This is a genomic window from Pseudomonas sp. B21-023 (assembly GCF_024749165.1).
GTDB lineage: Bacteria > Pseudomonadota > Gammaproteobacteria > Pseudomonadales > Pseudomonadaceae > Aquipseudomonas.
This window is the reverse complement of record NZ_CP087190.1, coordinates 5,750,225-5,766,861: the sequence shown is the minus strand read 5'-3', so window position 1 is coordinate 5,766,861 and position 16,637 is coordinate 5,750,225. Positions and strand designations below refer to the sequence as shown.

The window sequence follows — 16,637 nt, the reverse complement described above, 5'->3', positions numbered from 1 at the left end:
GTCGCCGCGCTGATGGCTAATCCTTTTCCAGCACCCACTGCCGGGCGCCGGCAGTCAGTTGCGGCATCTCATCCGGCTGGGCGCGGTTGACTGCCTGGAAGATCTCCAGGGTGTCGCCATCGCGCTTGAAGATCCACGGGGCGCCACGCTGGTTGCGCTCCAGCCACAGGCTGTCGTTGCCATCGCCCATGGTCGCGCAGTCACCCGCCAGGCACAGGGCAAAGCGGTCCGGGCCGGGCAGGCCGGTGACGTTGCCGGTATCGCTGAAGCGCACCACCGCGCCCTTGCCCTGGCCCTCGACGATCTTCCAGTCGCCGCCCAGGTATTGCTGGTACAGCGCCTTCTCGAAGCTGCCGCCCAGTGCAGCGCCTTCTGCCGCCTTGCTGCGCACGAAGGTCTGCTCATGGCCGGAGGGGTCGATCGCCACGAGTTCGTCGCCATCGAGCTTGAGCTGTTCGGTCAGGTCGCCTTCGAAGGTGACCTGCCAGTCCTTCTCGTTGGCGCTCAGGCGCCCGTCGGCGGCCTCGAAGCCATTGCTGAAGCTGGCCTGCTGGTTCTTGACGTCGATCTTCCACTCGAACACCGGGCCCTTGGCATCCAGGGCCTGGCGCAGGCTGGTGCCTTTGCTGGCGGCATCGATGGCGGCCTGGTTGATCCAGGTGCCGTTGAAATCTTCAGGCTTGTGGCTGGCGCAGCCGCCCAGGAGCAGGGCTGCCAGCGTGAGAGGCAATGCGTGGCGCATGGTGAAAACCTTGAGGCAGGAGGGGGTGACGGGCCTTGGCCCGTCACCGGGGTATTACTCGAGGACCAGGATGGCGTCCATCTCGACCTGGGCACCCTTCGGCAGCGCGGCCACGCCGATGGCGGCGCGGGCCGGGTAAGGCTGTTCGAAGTAACGGCCCATGATCTCGTTGACCTTGGCGAAGTGGCTCAGGTCGGTGAGGAAGATGTTCAGCTTGACGATGTCCTTGAACGAACCGCCAGCAGCTTCAGCCACCGACTTCAGGTTCTCGAACACCTGGACGGTCTGGGCTTCGAAGCCTTCGACCAGCTCCATGGTCTTCGGGTCGAGCGGGATCTGACCCGACATGTACACGGTGTTGCCAGCCTTGATCGCTTGCGAGTAGGTGCCGATGGCGGCAGGGGCTTTATCGCTGGTGATGACGGTCTTGCTCATGATGACTCCTTGCGGTTGGCGGACTACGCACGCATCCGGGTGATGCGGACCACGCCGGTCAAGGTGCGCAGCTTCTTGATCACACGGGCCAGGTGCACGCGGTCGTGCACGCTGACCACCAGTTGGACCACGCTGATACGGCCGTCGCGTTCGTCCATGCTGATTTTCTCGATGTTGCCGTCGGCGGCATTGACGCTGCTGGCCAGCAGGGCGATCAGGCCGCGCTGGTGTTCCAGCTCGACGCGCAGCTCGACGTTGAACTCGCCGGTGATGTCCTTGGCCCAGGAGAGCTGCAGGCACTTCTCCGGGTTATGGCGGACTTCACTGATGTTACGGCAGTCTTCCAGGTGCACGACCATGCCCTTGCCCGCCGACAGGTGGCCGACGATCGGGTCGCCCGGGATCGGCGTGCAGCATTTGGCGTAGCTGAGCACCAGGCCCTCGGTACCGCGGATCGCCAGCGGGCCTTCCGGGGCCGGAAGCTGCTCGCCTTCGGCGGACAACAGGCGTCGGGCGACCACGTAGGCCATGCGGTTGCCCAGGCCGATGTCTTCGAGCAGGTCCTCGACCAGCTCCAGGCGATACTCGGTGAGGATCGACTGGATACGCTCCTGGGGAATCTTTTCCAGGCTGCTGTCGAAGCCGGTCAGTACCTTGTTCAGCAGGCGCTCGCCAAGGCTGATGGACTCGGAGCGGCGCTGCTGTTTGAGAGCGTGGCGGATGTGCGTGCGCGCCTTGCCGGTGACCACGAAGTTGAGCCAGGCCGGATTCGGCCGGGCGCCCGGTGCGCTGACGATCTCGACGGTGGAGCCGCTCTGCAACGGCTCGGACAGCGGCGCCAGGCGGCGATTGATGCGGCAGGCGATGCAGCTGTTGCCGACGTCGGTGTGCACCGCGTAGGCGAAGTCGACCGCGGTGGAGCCTTTGGGCAGCTCCATGATCCGGCCTTTGGGGGTGAAGACGTAGACCTCGTCCGGGAACAGGTCGATCTTCACGCTCTCGATGAATTCCAGCGAGTTGCCGGCGCGCTGCTGCAGCTCGAGGATGCCTTTGACCCATTGGCGGGCGCGGGCATGGCTGCCTTTTGGCTGCTCTTCCTCGTTGGACTTGTACAGCCAATGCGCGGCGATGCCATTGTTGGCCATCTCTTCCATTTCGCGGGTGCGGATCTGGATTTCGATGGGCACCCCGTGCATGCCGAACAGCGTGGTGTGCAACGACTGGTAGCCGTTGGCCTTGGGGATCGCGATGTAGTCCTTGAAGCGACCCGGCAGTGGCTTGTACAGGTTGTGCACGGCGCCGAGCACGCGGTAGCAGGTGTCGACCTTGTCGACGATGATGCGGAAGGCGTACACGTCCATGATCTCGGTGAAGGCGCGGCGCTTGCCGCGCATCTTCTTGTAGATGCCATAGAGGTGTTTCTGCCGGCCGCTGACCTCGCCTTCGATACCGTCGGCGGCCAGGCAGTTGGCCAGCGAGGTCTCGATCTTGGCGACGATTTCCTTGCGGTTGCCGCGCGCGGCCTTCACCGCCCGGTGGATCAGCGACGAGCGCATCGGGTGCATGGCCTTGAAGCCGAGGTCCTCGAACTCCACGCGCACGGTGTGCATCCCCAGCCGGTTGGCGATGGGGGCGTAGATTTCGAGGGTTTCCTTGGCGATGCGTCGGCGTTTCTCGCCGGAGAGCACTTCCAGGGTGCGCATGTTGTGCAGGCGGTCGGCCAGCTTGACCAGGATCACGCGGATATCGCGGGCCATGGCCATGGCCATCTTCTGGAAGTTCTCGGCCTGCGCCTCGGCCTTGGTCTCGAAGTTCATCTGGGTCAGCTTGCTGACCCCGTCGACCAGTTCGGCGACGGTCTCGCCGAATTGCTGGCTCAAGGCTTCCTTGGCGATGCCGGTGTCTTCGATCACGTCGTGCAGCATGGCCGCCATCAGGCTCTGATGGTCCATGTGCATGTCGGCGAGGATGCTGGCGACCGCCAGCGGATGGGTCACGTAGGGCTCGCCGCTGCGGCGGCGCTGGCCATCGTGGGCCTGTTCGGCGTAGAAGTAGGCCCGACGAACCAAGTTGACCTGTTCGGGGCCCAGATAGGTCGACAGCCGTTCGGCGAGGGCTTCTATACCCGGCATGGTTTCACCTCTTGCAGTAGAAGAGGGCCTTGCGCCGCACGGTGTCGACTGGGCATCAATCAGACGGCCTCGTTGTTCTCGTCCTCGAACGCGGCGAATACCGGATCCTCGGTGACGATCTCTTCGGCGGCGATGAACTCTGGCGTGACGATGCCTTCGGCGATTTCACGCAGGGCGACGACGGTAGGCTTGTCGTTTTCCCACGCAACGCGTGGCTCTTTGCCGCCGGTAGCCAGCTGGCGGGCGCGCTTGGTCGAGAGCATGACCAGCTCAAAGCGGTTATCCACGTGTTCCAGGCAGTCTTCAACAGTTACGCGGGCCATGGTCTTCCTCAGTAGCAAATGCGGTTAGGCGTGCAGCCCAGAATGGGCAGGCGGACTCGATAGTTTAAAAAATCACCAGCCAATAGGGAAGGACTGTTTTGTCGGGTGTACCTGTGGCGCCTGTATCGCGGGGCAAGCCCGCTCCCACGCATGTGTTCCCGAATCGGGCAACGTGGGAGCGGGCTTGCCCCGCGATAGGGCCGATCCAGGCAACTGCAGCCAACCGCCGATGCCCGACAATAGCGTGCTGTCCATCGCCGGCACAACCGTCCTTGGCGCGTTAACGCAACATTGCGTCGCGCAGGCGCGGGGTCAGCTCTTCGAACAACGTCTGCACCGAGCGCAGGGCACGGCAATCGGGCCGCGTCAGCAGCCACAACTGGGTGTCGCAGCCGGGCAGCGGGCCGCTCAGCGCCTCGACGCCGGGCAGGTCGTGGACCATGTAGTCGGGCAGCGCCGCCACGCCCAGGCCGGTGGTCACCAGTTGGGCGATGGTCGACATGCCGCTGCACTGGTAGCGCGGGATCAGGCCGGGATGCTGCTGGTTGCGCCAGACCACGGTGGCGTGGTCCTGCATGGAATCGTCGGGGGCGATCCAGGGCACACTCAGGGGCGCCTCCTGCAGCCGCTCGCGCAGCGCCGGCTGGCCGCAGACCACGTAGGAGGTCGAGCCCAGGCAGCGCCCGACAAGATGCTCAGGCGGCGTGTTGGTCAGGCGCAAGGCGATGTCGGCATCGCGACGGCTGAGGTTGGCGAAGGTGTTGGAGGTGCCCATCTCCAGCGACAACGCAGGATAGTTGGGCATGAACTCGGCCAGCGCCGGCAGCAGCAGGCTGTGCAGCACGGCCTCGGTGCAGGTCAGGCGCACGGTGCCGCTGACCACCTGTTCGCCGCTGGTCAGGGCGATGCGCGCCGCATCCAGTGCCTGTTCGGCGCGCTCGGCCTGCTCGGCCAGGGCCTGGGCGGTGTCGGTGGGCAGGTAGCCTTTACGGCTCTTGACGAACAAGGCGGTGCCCAGCGCCGACTCCAGCCGGCGGATCGAGCGGAACACCGTCGAAACGTCGACCTTGAGCAGTTCGGCTGCCTTGGCCAGCGAGCGGCCGCGCTCCAGTGCCAGGACCAGGGAAAGGTCCGCATGGTTGATCTGATATTGCATCGGTGCACGCTCTGCTTGCCTAAATGCCAATGTCTGTTGCGTTTTGGCCATTTTATAGTGGAACGGCCCCCGGGAATCAATGCAGCCGGTCGGCAACCAGCCCCCAACGATGGGCCAGTGAAAAGAACAACAGCAGCACCATCGTCGCCCTACAAGGCGTCATCCGCAGTTCCCACATCGCCGCTCCGAATCAAAGGATGTACAGCCATGACGTCGGTCTCCCCGTGCGCCAGTTCTTCCCGCGAGATGAATGAATTCCTGGATGCCCATCCGGATACCCAGTACGTCGACCTGCTGATCTCCGACATGAACGGCGTGGTGCGCGGCAAGCGCATCGAGCGCGCCAGCCTGCACAAGGTGTACGAGAAGGGCATCAACCTGCCGGCGTCGCTGTTTGCCCTGGATATCAACGGCTCGACCGTCGAAAGCACCGGGCTGGGCCTGGACATCGGTGACGCCGACCGCATCTGTTTCCCGATTGCCGGCACGCTGTGCGACGAACCCTGGCAGAAACGCCCGACCGCCCAGTTGCTGATGACCATGCATGAGCTGGACGGTGCGCCGTTTTTCGCCGACCCGCGGGAAGTGCTGCGCCAGGTGGTGAGCAAGTTCGACGACCTGGGCCTGGATATCTGCGCCGCGTTCGAGCTGGAGTTCTACCTGATCGACCAGGACAACCTCAACGGTCGCCCGCAGCCGCCGCGCTCGCCGATTTCAGGCAAGCGCCCGCAGTCGACCCAGGTGTACCTGATCGACGATCTCGACGAATACGCCGACTGCCTGCAGGACATGCTCGAAGCTGCCAAGGAGCAGGGCTTGCCGGCCGACGCCATCGTCAAGGAAAGCGCCCCGGCGCAGTTCGAGGTGAACCTGCACCACGTCGCCGACCCGCTGAAGGCCTGTGACTACGCGATCCTGCTCAAGCGCCTGATCAAGAACGTCGCCTACGACCATGAGATGGACTCCACCTTCATGGCCAAGCCCTATCCGGGCCAGGCGGGCAATGGCCTGCACGTACACATTTCGTTGCTGGACAAGAAAACCGGCAAGAACATCTTCGCCAATGCCGACCCGCTGCAAAGCGACGCCCTGCGCCACGCCATTGGTGGCGTGCTGGAAACCATGCCGGCATCGATGGCATTCCTCTGCCCGAACATCAACTCGTACCGTCGCTTCGGTGCACAGTTCTATGTGCCCAACGCGCCGAGCTGGGGCCTGGACAACCGCACGGTGGCTGTCCGCGTGCCGACCGACAGCAGCGAGAACGTGCGCATCGAGCACCGCGTGGCCGGCGCCGATGCCAACCCGTACCTGATGCTCGCGGCGATCCTCGCCGGCATCCACCACGGCCTGACCAACAAGGTCGAGCCGGACGCGCCGATCGAAGGCAACTCGTACGAGCAGCTGGAGCAGAGCCTGCCGAACAACCTGCGTGATGCCCTGCGCGCGCTGGATGACAGCGAAGTCCTCAACCAATACATCAGCCCGGACTACATCGACATCTTCGTGGCCTGCAAGGAAAGCGAGCTGGCCGAGTTCGAAGTGTCGATCTCCGACCTCGAGTACAACTGGTACCTGCACACGGTGTAAGCCCATGAGCGCAATTGCGGTCCCCTTGATCGGTGTCAGCGCCTGCCGCCAGCAGGTGGGGAAGAACTCGTCGCACACGGTGGGCGACAAGTATGTCGAGGCCGCGGGCTTTGCCGGGCTGCCGCTGATCCTGCCGGCCCGTGACGGCGGCAGCGACACGCAGACGCTGCTGGCCAGGCTCGATGGCATTCTTTTTACCGGTTCGCCTTCAAATGTCGAGCCGCATCATTACAATGGCGCGCCCAGCGCGGAAGGCACCCGGCACGATCTTGCACGTGACCGCCTGACCTTGCCGCTGCTGCAGGCGGCCATTGCCGCGGGTGTGCCGGTGTTCTGCATCTGCCGTGGCTTCCAGGAACTGAACGTGGCCCTCGGTGGCAGCCTGCACCAGCGGGTGCAGGAATTGCCCGGCTACCTGGACCACCGCGAACCTGAGGACGCACCCCTGGAGGTGCAATACGGCCCTCGTCACCCCGTCGGCATACAGCCGGGTGGGGTGCTCGAGCGCCTGGGCCTGGCTGCGCGGTTCGAGGTCAACTCGCTGCACAGCCAGGGCATCGACCGCCTGGCCCCGGGCCTGCGCGTCGAGGCACGGGCCCCGGATGGCCTGATCGAAGCGGTGTCGATGCCTGATGCGCCGGGCTTTGTACTCGGCGTGCAGTGGCACCCTGAATGGCGTTTCGCCGAAAACCCGGTTTCGCTGCGCCTGTTCGAGGCGTTCCGCGAGGCCTGCATTGCCCATGCTGCACGGGAGGGTGTGCGCCAGAAGATCCTCTGACGTCACCCGGTAGTCTCGGATGACCCACCCCGGCAGTGAGCTTTCAATGAGTGGAAGCGGGCCCGCTACGGCGGGCCTGTGAAAACAATTCCAATAGTTACGGCAAATACTCATGAGCGATTACACAGAAGCCGGCCGCCCCCCCGACGTGGCGGCCGACTCGGGCAACACCCAGCGCAGCAAGGGCCTGGCCAAGGGCCGCCTCGGTCTGCTGGCCAGCGTCGTGCTGGGCATTTCCACCATTGCGCCGGTCTACACCCTGACTGGCGCGCTCGGCCCGACCGTGCGTGAAGTCGGCGCCCACCTGCCGGCGGTGTTCATCGTCGGCTTCCTGCCGATGCTGCTGGTCGCCCTGGGCTACCGCGAGCTGAACTCGGCGGAGCCCGACAGCGGCACGTCTTTCACCTGGTCGGCCCGGGCCTTCGGCCCGATGATCGGCTGGATCGGCGGATGGGGGCTGGTGGTCGCCACCACCATCGTGCTGTCCAACCTGGCAGGCGTGGCGGTGGACTTCTTCTACCTGTTCCTGGCCCAGATCACCGGCAACCAGGAGCTGGCCGCGTTGGCGGACAACCTGTTGATCAACGTCACCACCTGTTGCGTGTTCATCGCCCTGGCGGTGTGGATCTGCTGTCGCGGCATGGCCACCACCATGACGGTGCAGTACGGCTTGGTGGCCTTGCAGTTGCTGGTGCTGATCGGCTTCGCCTTCGCAGCGTTCGGCGAGACCACTGCGCCGCCGCCGCTGGCGTTCGACCTGGCCTGGTTCAACCCGTTCGGTGTCGAGTCGTTCTCGGCCTTTGCCGCCGGCCTGTCGTTGTCGATTTTCATTTTCTGGGGCTGGGACGTGTGCCTGACCGTCAGCGAAGAGTCGATCGGCAGCGATGAAGTGCCGGGCAAGGCGGCAACCTGGACCGTGCTGCTGATTCTCGGCCTGTACCTGCTCACCGCCATCGCCACCCTGCAGTTTGCCGGGATCAGTGAGCACGGCCTGGGCCTGAACAATCCGCGCATCCAGGAGAACGTGTTCGCCCACCTGGCCGGGCCGGTGATGGGACCGCTGGCGATCCTGATGTCGATCGCGGTGCTGGCCAGCACCGCCGCCTCGCTGCAATCGACCTTCGTCTCGCCGGCGCGCACCCTGCTTGCCATGGGTTACTACGGTGCAGTGCCGCAACGCTTCGCCACTGTTTGCCCGCGTTCGCAGACGCCGCGCTACGCGACCATCTGTGCCGGTATTGCCGCAGGCCTGTTCTACGTGACCATGCGTACCCTCAGCGAGAACGTGCTGGCCGACACCATCACCGCCCTGGGCATGATGATCTGCTTCTACTATTCGCTGACCGCCTTCGCCTGCGTGTGGTACTTCCGCCGCAGCCTGTTCGACAGCGTGCGCCACTTTTTCATGCGCGGCGTGTGCCCGCTGGTGGGTGGCCTGATCCTGTCGGTGATCTTCCTGCGCACGGCGATCGACAGCGCCTCGCCAGACTTTGGCAGCGGCTCGCATGTTGGGGGGCTGGGGCTGGTATTCGTGATCGCGGCGATCATTTCGGCGCTGGGCATCGTGCTGATGCTGCTGTCGCGGCTGCGTGCGCCGGCGTACTTCCTGGGGGCTACCCTGCGTCAGCAGGCGACGTTGCAGCTGCAGGAGTAAGGAAAAAGGGGCTGCTTTGCAGCCCATCGCCGGCAAGCCGGCTCCCACAGGAGATTGCATACCCTTGTGGGAGCCGGCTTGTCGTGGCGACGAACCGCGGCGAATGGGCCTCATAGAGACCCAGGCTATCTTCAGCCGATCAGCTCTTTGAGTAGTGCTCGGTGTACTCGCTGCTGGTTATCCAGCTTCAGCTTTTCGGCATGCTGCACGGCATCCGCACCATCTTCGCGGTTCGAGCGGAACACCGCCTTGAGGTCTTCGAGTGCATCATCAAACTTGTCGTTGATGATGACGTACTCGTACTCGTTGTAATGCTCCATCTCGCTGACCGCTTCCTTCATGCGTCCGGCGATGATTTCTTCGCTGTCCTGGCCGCGACCGTCCAAGCGTTGGCGCAGGGCCTGCTGGCTCGGTGGCAGGATGAAGATCGAGCGCGCTTTTGGCATTAGCTTGCGTACCTGACGGGCTCCTTGCCAGTCGATTTCCAGTATCAGGTCTTTTCCCTTGTTCAGCGTCTGCTGCATCGCGCTGCGGGAAGTACCGTAGAAATTGCCGAACACCTCGGCATGCTCAAGGAAGTCATTCTTGGCGATGAGTGTCTTGAACTCGTCATGGCTGACGAAGTGATAGTTCGTTCCATGCTTTTCGCCTGGGCGCATCTTGCGCGTGGTATGCGATACCGAGACGCTCACACGCGGGTCTTGCCTGATCAGCTCAGTGACCAGGCTGGTCTTGCCGGCGCCGGACGGGGCCGAGACGATGTAGAGGGTGCCGCTGCTGTGGTTCATGGTAGGGGTGGCCTTACTCGATGTTCTGTACTTGTTCACGCATCTGTTCGATCAGCACCTTCAGGTTGACTGCCGCCTGCGTGCTGCGTGGGTCGAATGCCTTGGAGCCAAGGGTGTTGGCTTCGCGGTTGAGCTCCTGCATCAGGAAGTCCAGGCGCCGGCCGGCGGCGCCGCCCGACTTGAGTACCCGGCGTACTTCGGTGACGTGAGTGCTGAGGCGGTCCAGCTCTTCGGCGACGTCGCTTTTCTGCGCCAGCAGGACCATCTCCTGTTCCAGGCGTTGTGGGTCGAGCTCGGCCTGCATGTCGCTGAAGCGGTCGAGGACCTTCTGCCGCTGTGCGGCGAGCATCTGCGGCACCAGGGCGCGCAGGGTGGCGACTTCGCTGGTCATGCTGTCCAGACGTTCGTTGATCAGGCGGGCCAGCTCGGCGCCTTCGCGTTGGCGGCCGGCCTTGAGTTCGGTCAGGGCTTCGTCGAACAGCGCTATGGCCTCGGCGTTGAGCGCTTGCGGATCGGTGGCGTCGGCCACCAGCACGCCCGGCCAGGCCAGTACTTCCAGCGGGTTGAGCGGTGCCGGTTGCTTGATCAGGCTGGCGACGGTTTCGGCGGCGGCGACCAGTTGCGCGGCACGTTCGCGATCGACCTGCAGTGGCTTGCCGGTGCTGTCCTCGCTCAGACGCAGGGTGCACTCGACCTTGCCGCGCGAGAGGCCTTGGCGCAGGCCTTCGCGTACGGCGCCTTCGAGGTCGCGCAGGGCCTCGGGCAGGCGCAGGTGGGGTTCGAGATAGCGGTGGTTGACCGAGCGCAGCTCCCAGACCAGGGTGCCTTGGCTGCCAGCGCGCTCGACACGAGCAAAAGCGGTCATGCTATGCACCATGGGGAGTACCTCGCGTATTCAGGTGGACGGAGAGCCTGTCGGCTGCAAGGCGCAGGATTGTAGCGCAGTGCGGCGTGGGCGCCCAATCCAGCCATGCTAACGGTCGCCCCGAAACCTGTCGGAAAACACGACAGGCTGCGCAAGCGCGACGACAGGCGTGCCTTCGCCGGGCGTCGGGCTCTATAATGCTCGGCAGATTCAAATGTCCCCGTACAGGTATTCCAGATGAAACGTCCAAGTGGTCGCGCCGCCGATCAGCTCCGCTCGATCCGCATTACCCGCAACTACACCAAGCACGCCGAAGGATCGGTTCTGGTCGAGTTCGGTGACACCAAGGTCATCTGCACGGTCAGCGTCGAGAACGGTGTTCCCCGCTTCCTCAAAGGCCAGGGCCAAGGTTGGCTGACCGCCGAGTACGGCATGCTGCCGCGCTCCACCGGCGAGCGTAACCAGCGCGAGGCCAGCCGTGGCAAGCAAGGCGGCCGCACCCTAGAGATCCAGCGCCTTATCGGCCGCTCCCTGCGCGCTGCGCTGGACATGAGCAAGCTCGGCGACATCACCCTGTACGTCGACTGCGACGTGATCCAGGCCGACGGCGGCACCCGCACTGCCTCGATCACCGGCGCCATGGTTGCCCTGTGCGACGCCCTGGCGGTGATCAAGAAACGTGGCGGCCTCAAGGGTGGCAACCCGCTCAAGCACATGATTGCCGCGGTATCGGTGGGCATGTACCAGGGCGAGGCCGTGCTCGACCTCGACTACCTCGAGGACTCTGCCGCCGAGACCGACCTGAACGTGGTCATGACCAGCGCCGGTGGTTTCATCGAGGTGCAGGGCACCGCCGAGGGCGCGCCGTTCCAGCCTGCCGACTTCAACGCCATGCTGGCGCTGGCGCAGAAGGGCATGGACGAGATCTTCGAACTGCAGAAAGCGGCGCTGGCCGACTGAGCAGACGCCAGGGAGGTGCGGGACATGAACGATTCGGATCTACCGATCACCCCGCCCAGCGCCGATATCAGGCAATGGGCAATGTTCTGCCACCTCTCGGCATTGTTGGGGCTGGTGCTGCCTCTGGGGCATTTGCTGGGCCCGCTGGTGCTGTGGCACCTCAAGCGCGAGCAGGATCCTTTTATTGATGCCCAGGGCAAGGAGGCGCTGAACTTCCAGATCAGCGTGACCATCGCCGGCTTCGTCTGCTTCCTGCTGATGTTCGTGTTCATCGGCATCCTGCTGTTCGCCGTGCTGATGGTGACGGTGCTGATCCTGATCATCCTGGCAGCGGTCAAGGCCAATGAAGGGCAGCCGTATCGCTATCCCTTCATCTGGCGGCCGATCAGATAGACACAAAAAAGCCGACCTGATGGTCGGCTTTTTTGTGCGTGCCATTCTCAGATGGTCAGCGTCCAGTCGTAGTCCACGATCAGCGGCGCGTGCTGGGAGAAGCGCGGCTGGCGCGGCAGGCGGGCGTTGCGCACGAAACGGCGCAGGCCTGGGGTGAGGATCTGGTAGTCGAACCGGTAACCCAGGTTGAGCATCTCGGCCTGCTCGTTGTCCGGCCACCAGCTGTACTGGTCGCCTTCACGGCTGACTTCGCGCAGGGCATCGACATAACCCATGTCGCCGACGATGGCGTCCATCCAGGCGCGTTCGGGTGGCAGGAAGCCCGGCGACTGTTGGCTGTCACGCCAGTTCTTGATGTCGAGCTTCTGCTGCGCCACGTAGAACGAGCCGCAGTAGATGTACTCGCGACGCTTGCGGCGTTGCTTGTCCAGGTACTTGGCGAAGTCGTCCATCAACTTGAACTTCTGGTTCAAGTCTTCGTCCCCGTTCATGCCCGAAGGCAGCAACAGGCTGGCAATACTGACTTTGTCGAAATCTGCTTGCAGATAACGCCCGTAGCGGTCGGCTGTCTCGAAGCCCAGGCCGGTGATGACTGCCTTGGGCTGCATGCGCGAGTAAAGTGCCACGCCACCTTGGGTGGGCACCTCCGCGTCGCAGGCGTAAAGGAAATAGCCATCGAGCTGGAAAGCTGGGTCGTCGAGTTCAAAGGCCGAGGCGCGGGTATCCTGAAGGCAGATGACGTCGGCATTCTGGGCTTGCAACCAGCTGAGCAATCCACGCTCGGCCGCAGCCTGAATGCCATTTACGTTCACACTGATGATCCGCATAAATGGCCCCAAAAATCTCGTGCGTGTATGATACCCGAGCTCAACACATTTAGCTAAATCCGTGGTGTCCGGGACCTTTCATGCAGCCGTATCAGCGCGACTTCATCCGTTTTGCCATCGATCGCGGCGTTCTGCGCTTCGGTGAGTTCACCCTGAAATCGGGGCGTACCAGCCCGTACTTCTTCAATGCTGGCCTGTTCAATACCGGGTCCGCCCTGGCGCAGCTGGGGCGTTGCTACGCGGCGGCCATCGTCGACAGCAAGATCCCCTTCGACGTGCTGTTCGGCCCGGCCTACAAGGGCATTCCCCTGGCGGCGGCCACTGCCGTGGCCCTGGCCGAGCAGCACCAGCTCGACGTGCCGTGGTGCTTCAACCGCAAAGAGGCCAAGGACCACGGCGAGGGCGGCAGCCTGGTCGGTGCCCCGCTGGCCGGTGACGTGCTGATCATCGACGACGTGATCACTGCCGGCACCGCGATCCGCGAGGTCATGCAGATCATCAACGCCCAGCAGGCCAAGGCCGCCGGTGTGCTGATCGCACTGAACCGCGAAGAGCGGGGCAATGGCGCGCTGTCGGCGATCCAGGAAGTCGAACGCGACTTCGGTATCCCGGTGGTCAGCATCGTCTCGCTGACCCAGGTGCTGGAGTTCCTGGCCGACGATCCGCAGCTCAAGCAGCACCTGCCGGCGGTCGAGGCCTACCGCGCGCAGTACGGTATCTGACCGGCCCGCAAGCACGAAAAAGGCGACCTCCGGGTCGCCTTTTTCGTGCCTGCGGTTCAGCTGCGGTTCGGGTAAGGGTCCTGCACGGCATCACCGACGCCGGTGAGGATCTTCCAGCCACGCTTGGGGTGGGTGCCGGGGGTGAAGTCAGGGCAGGGAGGCATCGAGGTCTTGCCCTGGTTGGAGTACTTGCGTCCGCAGTCGGCGCATTCGTAGCTGCCTGCGGAAACATCGCTGCCATATTTGACCAGTTCTTTCTGCATCGCTGTATCTCCGATGGGGTGGAGTTGGAATGCTAGTCGGCTGGCAGAGATGCGTGTTGTAGTGCCTGTCCGTGCTGGCGGTAGGATTTTTCCGAACTGGAAAAGAAAGGCGGCCCTTGGGCCGCCTGCGCGTCGTGTCAGTCTGTGCCGTACTTCGGCGAACGTGGCCCGTAGAGGATCCCGCCATTCGGGTAGGGCGTCAGCAGGCGTGCGCTGGTCATCCCGGCGATCGGGTAGCCGGCATCATCCTGCACGCTGCTGATGATCTGGTTGATGGCCGCCGCCACCAGCATGCCGATCAGGCCACCCTGGTTCTGCTTGCCTTCCTCGCTGGAGGCCGTGGCACTGCCGGTCCACAAGGTGGCACCGGTCTTCAGGTCGACCAGTTTGGCGCTGGCAGTGACGATGGTCGCGCTGCTCAGCACCATGTAGCGGGTGCCGTAGTCGCTGACGGTCACGTACAGGCCGGCGTCGGCGCCGAAGATCTCGTTCAGCTTGGCTGTGGGCAACTGGTGGATATCGGCCGGCGTGGTCAGGCCGTTCTGGCGGAACGTCTCGTCCACCAGCGCCACCGGCATCACGTAGTAGCCGGCCTCGGCCAGCGGATAGGTGACCTGGGACAGCATGCTGTAGGTGGCCTTGACGTCGGGCGACTCGTTCAGCGGCGGCAGGATCAGGATCGACTTCGGTCGGCTCTGCTTGTAGGCCGAATAGTCGATGCTCTTGCGCTCGGCGCAGCCGGCGAACAGGGCCAGCACGCAGGCGCCGACGATCAGTTGGGTCAGGCGCTTGATCATTGCTGGGCTCCCTTGCTGGCGTTGCTCATCAGGAAGTCCATGTAGGCCGCCGACTCAGGGAACAGCGCTTTTTCGGTACGGAACTGCTGGATCATCTGGTCATCCTTGCCCAGGCTGGAGTACAGCAGGCCCAGCTGCGCGTGGTAGCCCGGTGGCACTGCGCCGTTCTTGGCCTTGATCTTCTCCAGGTCGCGCTCCAGGGCGGTGACCTGTTCTTCCTTGGCGTCACCTTTGAGGTAGCCGTATACCTGGGGCTGGTAGCTTTCCCACTGGTACAGGGTCTTGGGCGAATTGCAGCCGGCCAGCAGGACGCTGCCCAGCAGCAGCCCGGCGACAGTGCGCCAGGCCGGGTAGGTGATGCTCATCGAACGGTCTTCCTTGTCGTGTTGTGCTTGTTATTGCGCCTGTGGTTTCCACTGGCCGCTTTCGACTGCGCCCACCAGCTTGTTGACAGCTTCGCGCATGGCCAGGTCGAGCACTTTGCCGTTGAGGGTCGAGTCGTAGCTGGCGGTGCCGCCGAAGCCGATGACTTCACGGTTGGACAGGGCGTATTCACCGGCGCCTTGGCTCGAATAGACCACTTCGGATGTGCTGATGTTGACGATGTTCAGGGCGACCTTGGCGTAGGCGATCTGGGTCTTGCCGCGGCCGAGGATGCCGAACAGCTGGTGATCGCCGACTTCCTTGCGGCCGAACTCGGTGACGTCGCCGGTCACCACGAAGTCGGCGCCCTTCAGGCGCTGGGCCTGGCCCTTGATGGCCGCTTCCTGCTGGATCTCGCCCATGTTATCGCGGTCCAGCACGTTGAAACGGTTGGTCTGCTGCAGGTGGGTGATCAGGATGGTCTTGGCCTGGCCGCCGAGGCGGTCGACGCCGTCGGAGAAGATGCCGCGCATGTAGCTGGAGCGGTTGTCGAACTTGCCCACGGCGATCGGCGTGCGCACGCCGCTGTAGGGACGACTGACGCTTTCGACCTGTTGCACGGCAACAGCGGTGGAGGTTTCGGTGGCACAGCCGGCGATGGACCCGACAGCCAGGGCGGCTGCCAGCACGAGTCCTTGTGATGCGTATTTCACGCGTGTTCTCCAGGTAAATAGAAACTATTCGTAACGAGCAAGCATGCTGTCACGTTGTTTCGGCAGTCTACCGGGATTCTTGATAGTCAAACATCAAGGGTAATGGCTATAAGCCATCTTTTTGAGTGAGCGGGGATGGATGCATCGCGGGGCAGGCCTGCTCCCAGCCGGGAGCGGGCCTGCCCCGCGATAGGATTACAGCTGGATCAGCGTGGTTTGCGGTTGCTGATCAGCGTGCCCACGCCGCTGTCGGTGAAGATCTCCAGCAGCACGGCATTCGGCACGCGACCGTCGATGATGTGCGAGCTGTTCACGCCACCCTGGACGGCATCCAGTGCGCACTTGATCTTCGGCAGCATGCCGCCGTAGATGGTGCCATCGGCGATCAGTTCGTTGACCTGCTCGGTACTCAGCCCCGTGAGGACCTCGCCCTGCTTGTCCATCAGGCCGGCGATGTTGGTCAGCAGCATCAGCTTCTCGGCCTTCAGCGCCTCGGCCACCTTGCCGGCCACGAGGTCGGCATTGATGTTGTACGACTCGCCGTTGGCGCCCACGCCGATCGGCGCGATCACCGGGATGAAGTCACCCTTGACCAGCATGTTCAGCAAGTCGGTGTTGACGCTGACGACCTCGCCGACATGGCCGATGTCGATGATTTCCGGGGTGGTCATCTCCGGCGTCTGGCGGGTGACGGTGAGCTTCTTGGCGCGGATCAGCTCAGCATCCTTGCCGGTCAGGCCGATGGCGCTGCCGCCGTGGCGGTTGATCAGGTTGACGATGTCCTTGTTCACCTGGCCGCCCAGGACCATCTCCACCACGTCCATGGTCGCCGCGTCGGTCACGCGCATGCCATCGATGAAGTGGCTGTCTATCGACAGGCGCTTGAGCAGGTCGCCGATCTGCGGGCCGCCACCGTGCACCACCACCGGGTTGATGCCCACGGCCTTCATCAGCACGATGTCACGGGCGAAGCCGGTCTTGAGCTCCTCGCTCTCCATCGCGTTGCCGCCGTACTTGATCACCAGGGTCTTGCCGACGAAGCGGCGGATGTAAGGCAGTGCTTCGGACAAAACCTCGGCTACATGGGAAGCGGCATCGCGATCGAGGGTCATGCAGGGCTCCAGGTAAGGAACGGA

The 16,637-nt window shown here is 63.7% G+C and carries 19 protein-coding genes; 6 read left to right on the top strand and 13 right to left on the bottom strand.

Annotated features, from left to right (window positions below; translation table 11 throughout):
- Positions 1-16: 16 nt before the first annotated feature.
- The 5 genes from LOY42_RS25950 to LOY42_RS25930 all read right to left on the bottom strand — a co-directional run bounded on the left by LOY42_RS25950 (position 17) and on the right by LOY42_RS25930 (position 4,788).
- On the bottom strand, positions 17-742 hold the full coding sequence (locus LOY42_RS25950; protein WP_258599646.1) for a hypothetical protein: 726 nt from the start codon (positions 740-742) through the stop codon (positions 17-19).
- A gap of 54 nt (positions 743-796) precedes the next feature.
- Positions 797-1,177: a RidA family protein gene (locus tag LOY42_RS25945; RefSeq protein WP_028689951.1), complete on the bottom strand. Its 381-nt coding sequence runs from the start codon at positions 1,175-1,177 to the stop codon at positions 797-799.
- A gap of 23 nt (positions 1,178-1,200) precedes the next feature.
- Positions 1,201-3,309, bottom strand: coding sequence for a bifunctional GTP diphosphokinase/guanosine-3',5'-bis pyrophosphate 3'-pyrophosphohydrolase (gene spoT / locus LOY42_RS25940; protein WP_102684583.1), 2,109 nt, complete (start codon positions 3,307-3,309; stop codon positions 1,201-1,203).
- 59 nt (positions 3,310-3,368) lie between these two features.
- Entirely contained in the window at positions 3,369-3,632 is a 264-nt protein-coding gene (rpoZ, locus tag LOY42_RS25935) for a DNA-directed RNA polymerase subunit omega (protein ID WP_008091595.1), read from the bottom strand.
- Positions 3,633-3,912: 280 nt separating this feature from the next.
- A complete protein-coding gene (locus LOY42_RS25930) occupies positions 3,913-4,788 on the bottom strand; it encodes a LysR family transcriptional regulator (RefSeq protein ID WP_102684582.1) in 876 nt (291 codons plus the stop codon).
- Between the two features lie 207 nt (positions 4,789-4,995).
- Here LOY42_RS25930 and LOY42_RS25925 point away from each other — a divergent pair, with 207 nt between their 5' ends.
- The 3 genes from LOY42_RS25925 to LOY42_RS25915 all read left to right on the top strand — a co-directional run bounded on the left by LOY42_RS25925 (position 4,996) and on the right by LOY42_RS25915 (position 8,810).
- A complete protein-coding gene (locus LOY42_RS25925) occupies positions 4,996-6,378 on the top strand; it encodes a glutamine synthetase family protein (protein WP_102684581.1) in 1,383 nt (460 codons plus the stop codon).
- A 4-nt stretch (positions 6,379-6,382) separates the two neighbouring features.
- The gene (locus LOY42_RS25920) at positions 6,383-7,156 is read left to right on the top strand and encodes a gamma-glutamyl-gamma-aminobutyrate hydrolase family protein (RefSeq protein WP_102684580.1); all 774 of its coding nucleotides are present in this window, start codon (positions 6,383-6,385) and stop codon (positions 7,154-7,156) included.
- Positions 7,157-7,268: 112 nt separating this feature from the next.
- A complete protein-coding gene (locus LOY42_RS25915) occupies positions 7,269-8,810 on the top strand; it encodes an APC family permease (protein ID WP_023631275.1) in 1,542 nt (513 codons plus the stop codon).
- 131 nt (positions 8,811-8,941) lie between these two features.
- On the opposite strand, the gene gmk is transcribed toward LOY42_RS25915, so the two are convergent.
- Together gmk and LOY42_RS25905 are read right to left on the bottom strand one after the other, a co-directional pair.
- The gene (gene gmk / locus LOY42_RS25910; protein ID WP_139674862.1) at positions 8,942-9,598 is read right to left on the bottom strand and encodes a guanylate kinase; all 657 of its coding nucleotides are present in this window, start codon (positions 9,596-9,598) and stop codon (positions 8,942-8,944) included.
- A gap of 13 nt (positions 9,599-9,611) precedes the next feature.
- A complete protein-coding gene (locus tag LOY42_RS25905) occupies positions 9,612-10,475 on the bottom strand; it encodes a YicC/YloC family endoribonuclease (protein WP_139674864.1) in 864 nt (287 codons plus the stop codon).
- Positions 10,476-10,700: 225 nt separating this feature from the next.
- Between LOY42_RS25905 and rph the strand changes: the two genes are divergently transcribed.
- Together rph and LOY42_RS25895 are read left to right on the top strand one after the other, a co-directional pair.
- Positions 10,701-11,423 (top strand): ribonuclease PH, encoded by a 723-nt coding sequence (gene rph, locus LOY42_RS25900; RefSeq protein ID WP_046857587.1) that lies wholly within the window; start codon positions 10,701-10,703, stop codon positions 11,421-11,423.
- 24 nt (positions 11,424-11,447) lie between these two features.
- Positions 11,448-11,816, top strand: coding sequence for a DUF4870 domain-containing protein (locus LOY42_RS25895; protein WP_139674867.1), 369 nt, complete (start codon positions 11,448-11,450; stop codon positions 11,814-11,816).
- Between the two features lie 47 nt (positions 11,817-11,863).
- On the opposite strand, the gene LOY42_RS25890 is transcribed toward LOY42_RS25895, so the two are convergent.
- Positions 11,864-12,643: an exodeoxyribonuclease III gene (locus LOY42_RS25890; RefSeq protein WP_023629898.1), complete on the bottom strand. Its 780-nt coding sequence runs from the start codon at positions 12,641-12,643 to the stop codon at positions 11,864-11,866.
- A gap of 80 nt (positions 12,644-12,723) precedes the next feature.
- On the opposite strand from LOY42_RS25890, the gene pyrE reads away from it, so the two are divergent.
- Positions 12,724-13,365, top strand: a complete 642-nt coding sequence (gene pyrE / locus LOY42_RS25885; protein WP_102684575.1) for an orotate phosphoribosyltransferase — start codon at positions 12,724-12,726, stop codon at positions 13,363-13,365.
- 56 nt (positions 13,366-13,421) lie between these two features.
- Here pyrE and LOY42_RS25880 read toward each other — a convergent pair whose 3' ends face one another.
- The 5 genes from LOY42_RS25880 to argB all read right to left on the bottom strand — a co-directional run bounded on the left by LOY42_RS25880 (position 13,422) and on the right by argB (position 16,613).
- Positions 13,422-13,628, bottom strand: coding sequence for a hypothetical protein (locus LOY42_RS25880; RefSeq protein ID WP_139674874.1), 207 nt, complete (start codon positions 13,626-13,628; stop codon positions 13,422-13,424).
- A gap of 137 nt (positions 13,629-13,765) precedes the next feature.
- Positions 13,766-14,425 carry a DUF799 domain-containing protein gene (locus LOY42_RS25875; RefSeq protein WP_028689941.1) on the bottom strand — a complete coding sequence of 220 codons (660 nt, stop codon included), beginning with the start codon at positions 14,423-14,425 and terminating at the stop codon, positions 13,766-13,768.
- Positions 14,422-14,790 carry a DUF4810 domain-containing protein gene (locus tag LOY42_RS25870; RefSeq protein WP_102684805.1) on the bottom strand — a complete coding sequence of 123 codons (369 nt, stop codon included), beginning with the start codon at positions 14,788-14,790 and terminating at the stop codon, positions 14,422-14,424. The genes LOY42_RS25875 and LOY42_RS25870 overlap by 4 nt, the downstream gene beginning before the upstream one ends.
- Positions 14,791-14,820: 30 nt before the next feature.
- Positions 14,821-15,501: a CsgG/HfaB family protein gene (locus LOY42_RS25865; protein WP_102684804.1), complete on the bottom strand. Its 681-nt coding sequence runs from the start codon at positions 15,499-15,501 to the stop codon at positions 14,821-14,823.
- Positions 15,502-15,707: 206 nt separating this feature from the next.
- On the bottom strand, positions 15,708-16,613 hold the full coding sequence (gene argB / locus LOY42_RS25860) for an acetylglutamate kinase (RefSeq protein WP_023629901.1): 906 nt from the start codon (positions 16,611-16,613) through the stop codon (positions 15,708-15,710).
- Positions 16,614-16,637 lie beyond the last annotated feature (24 nt).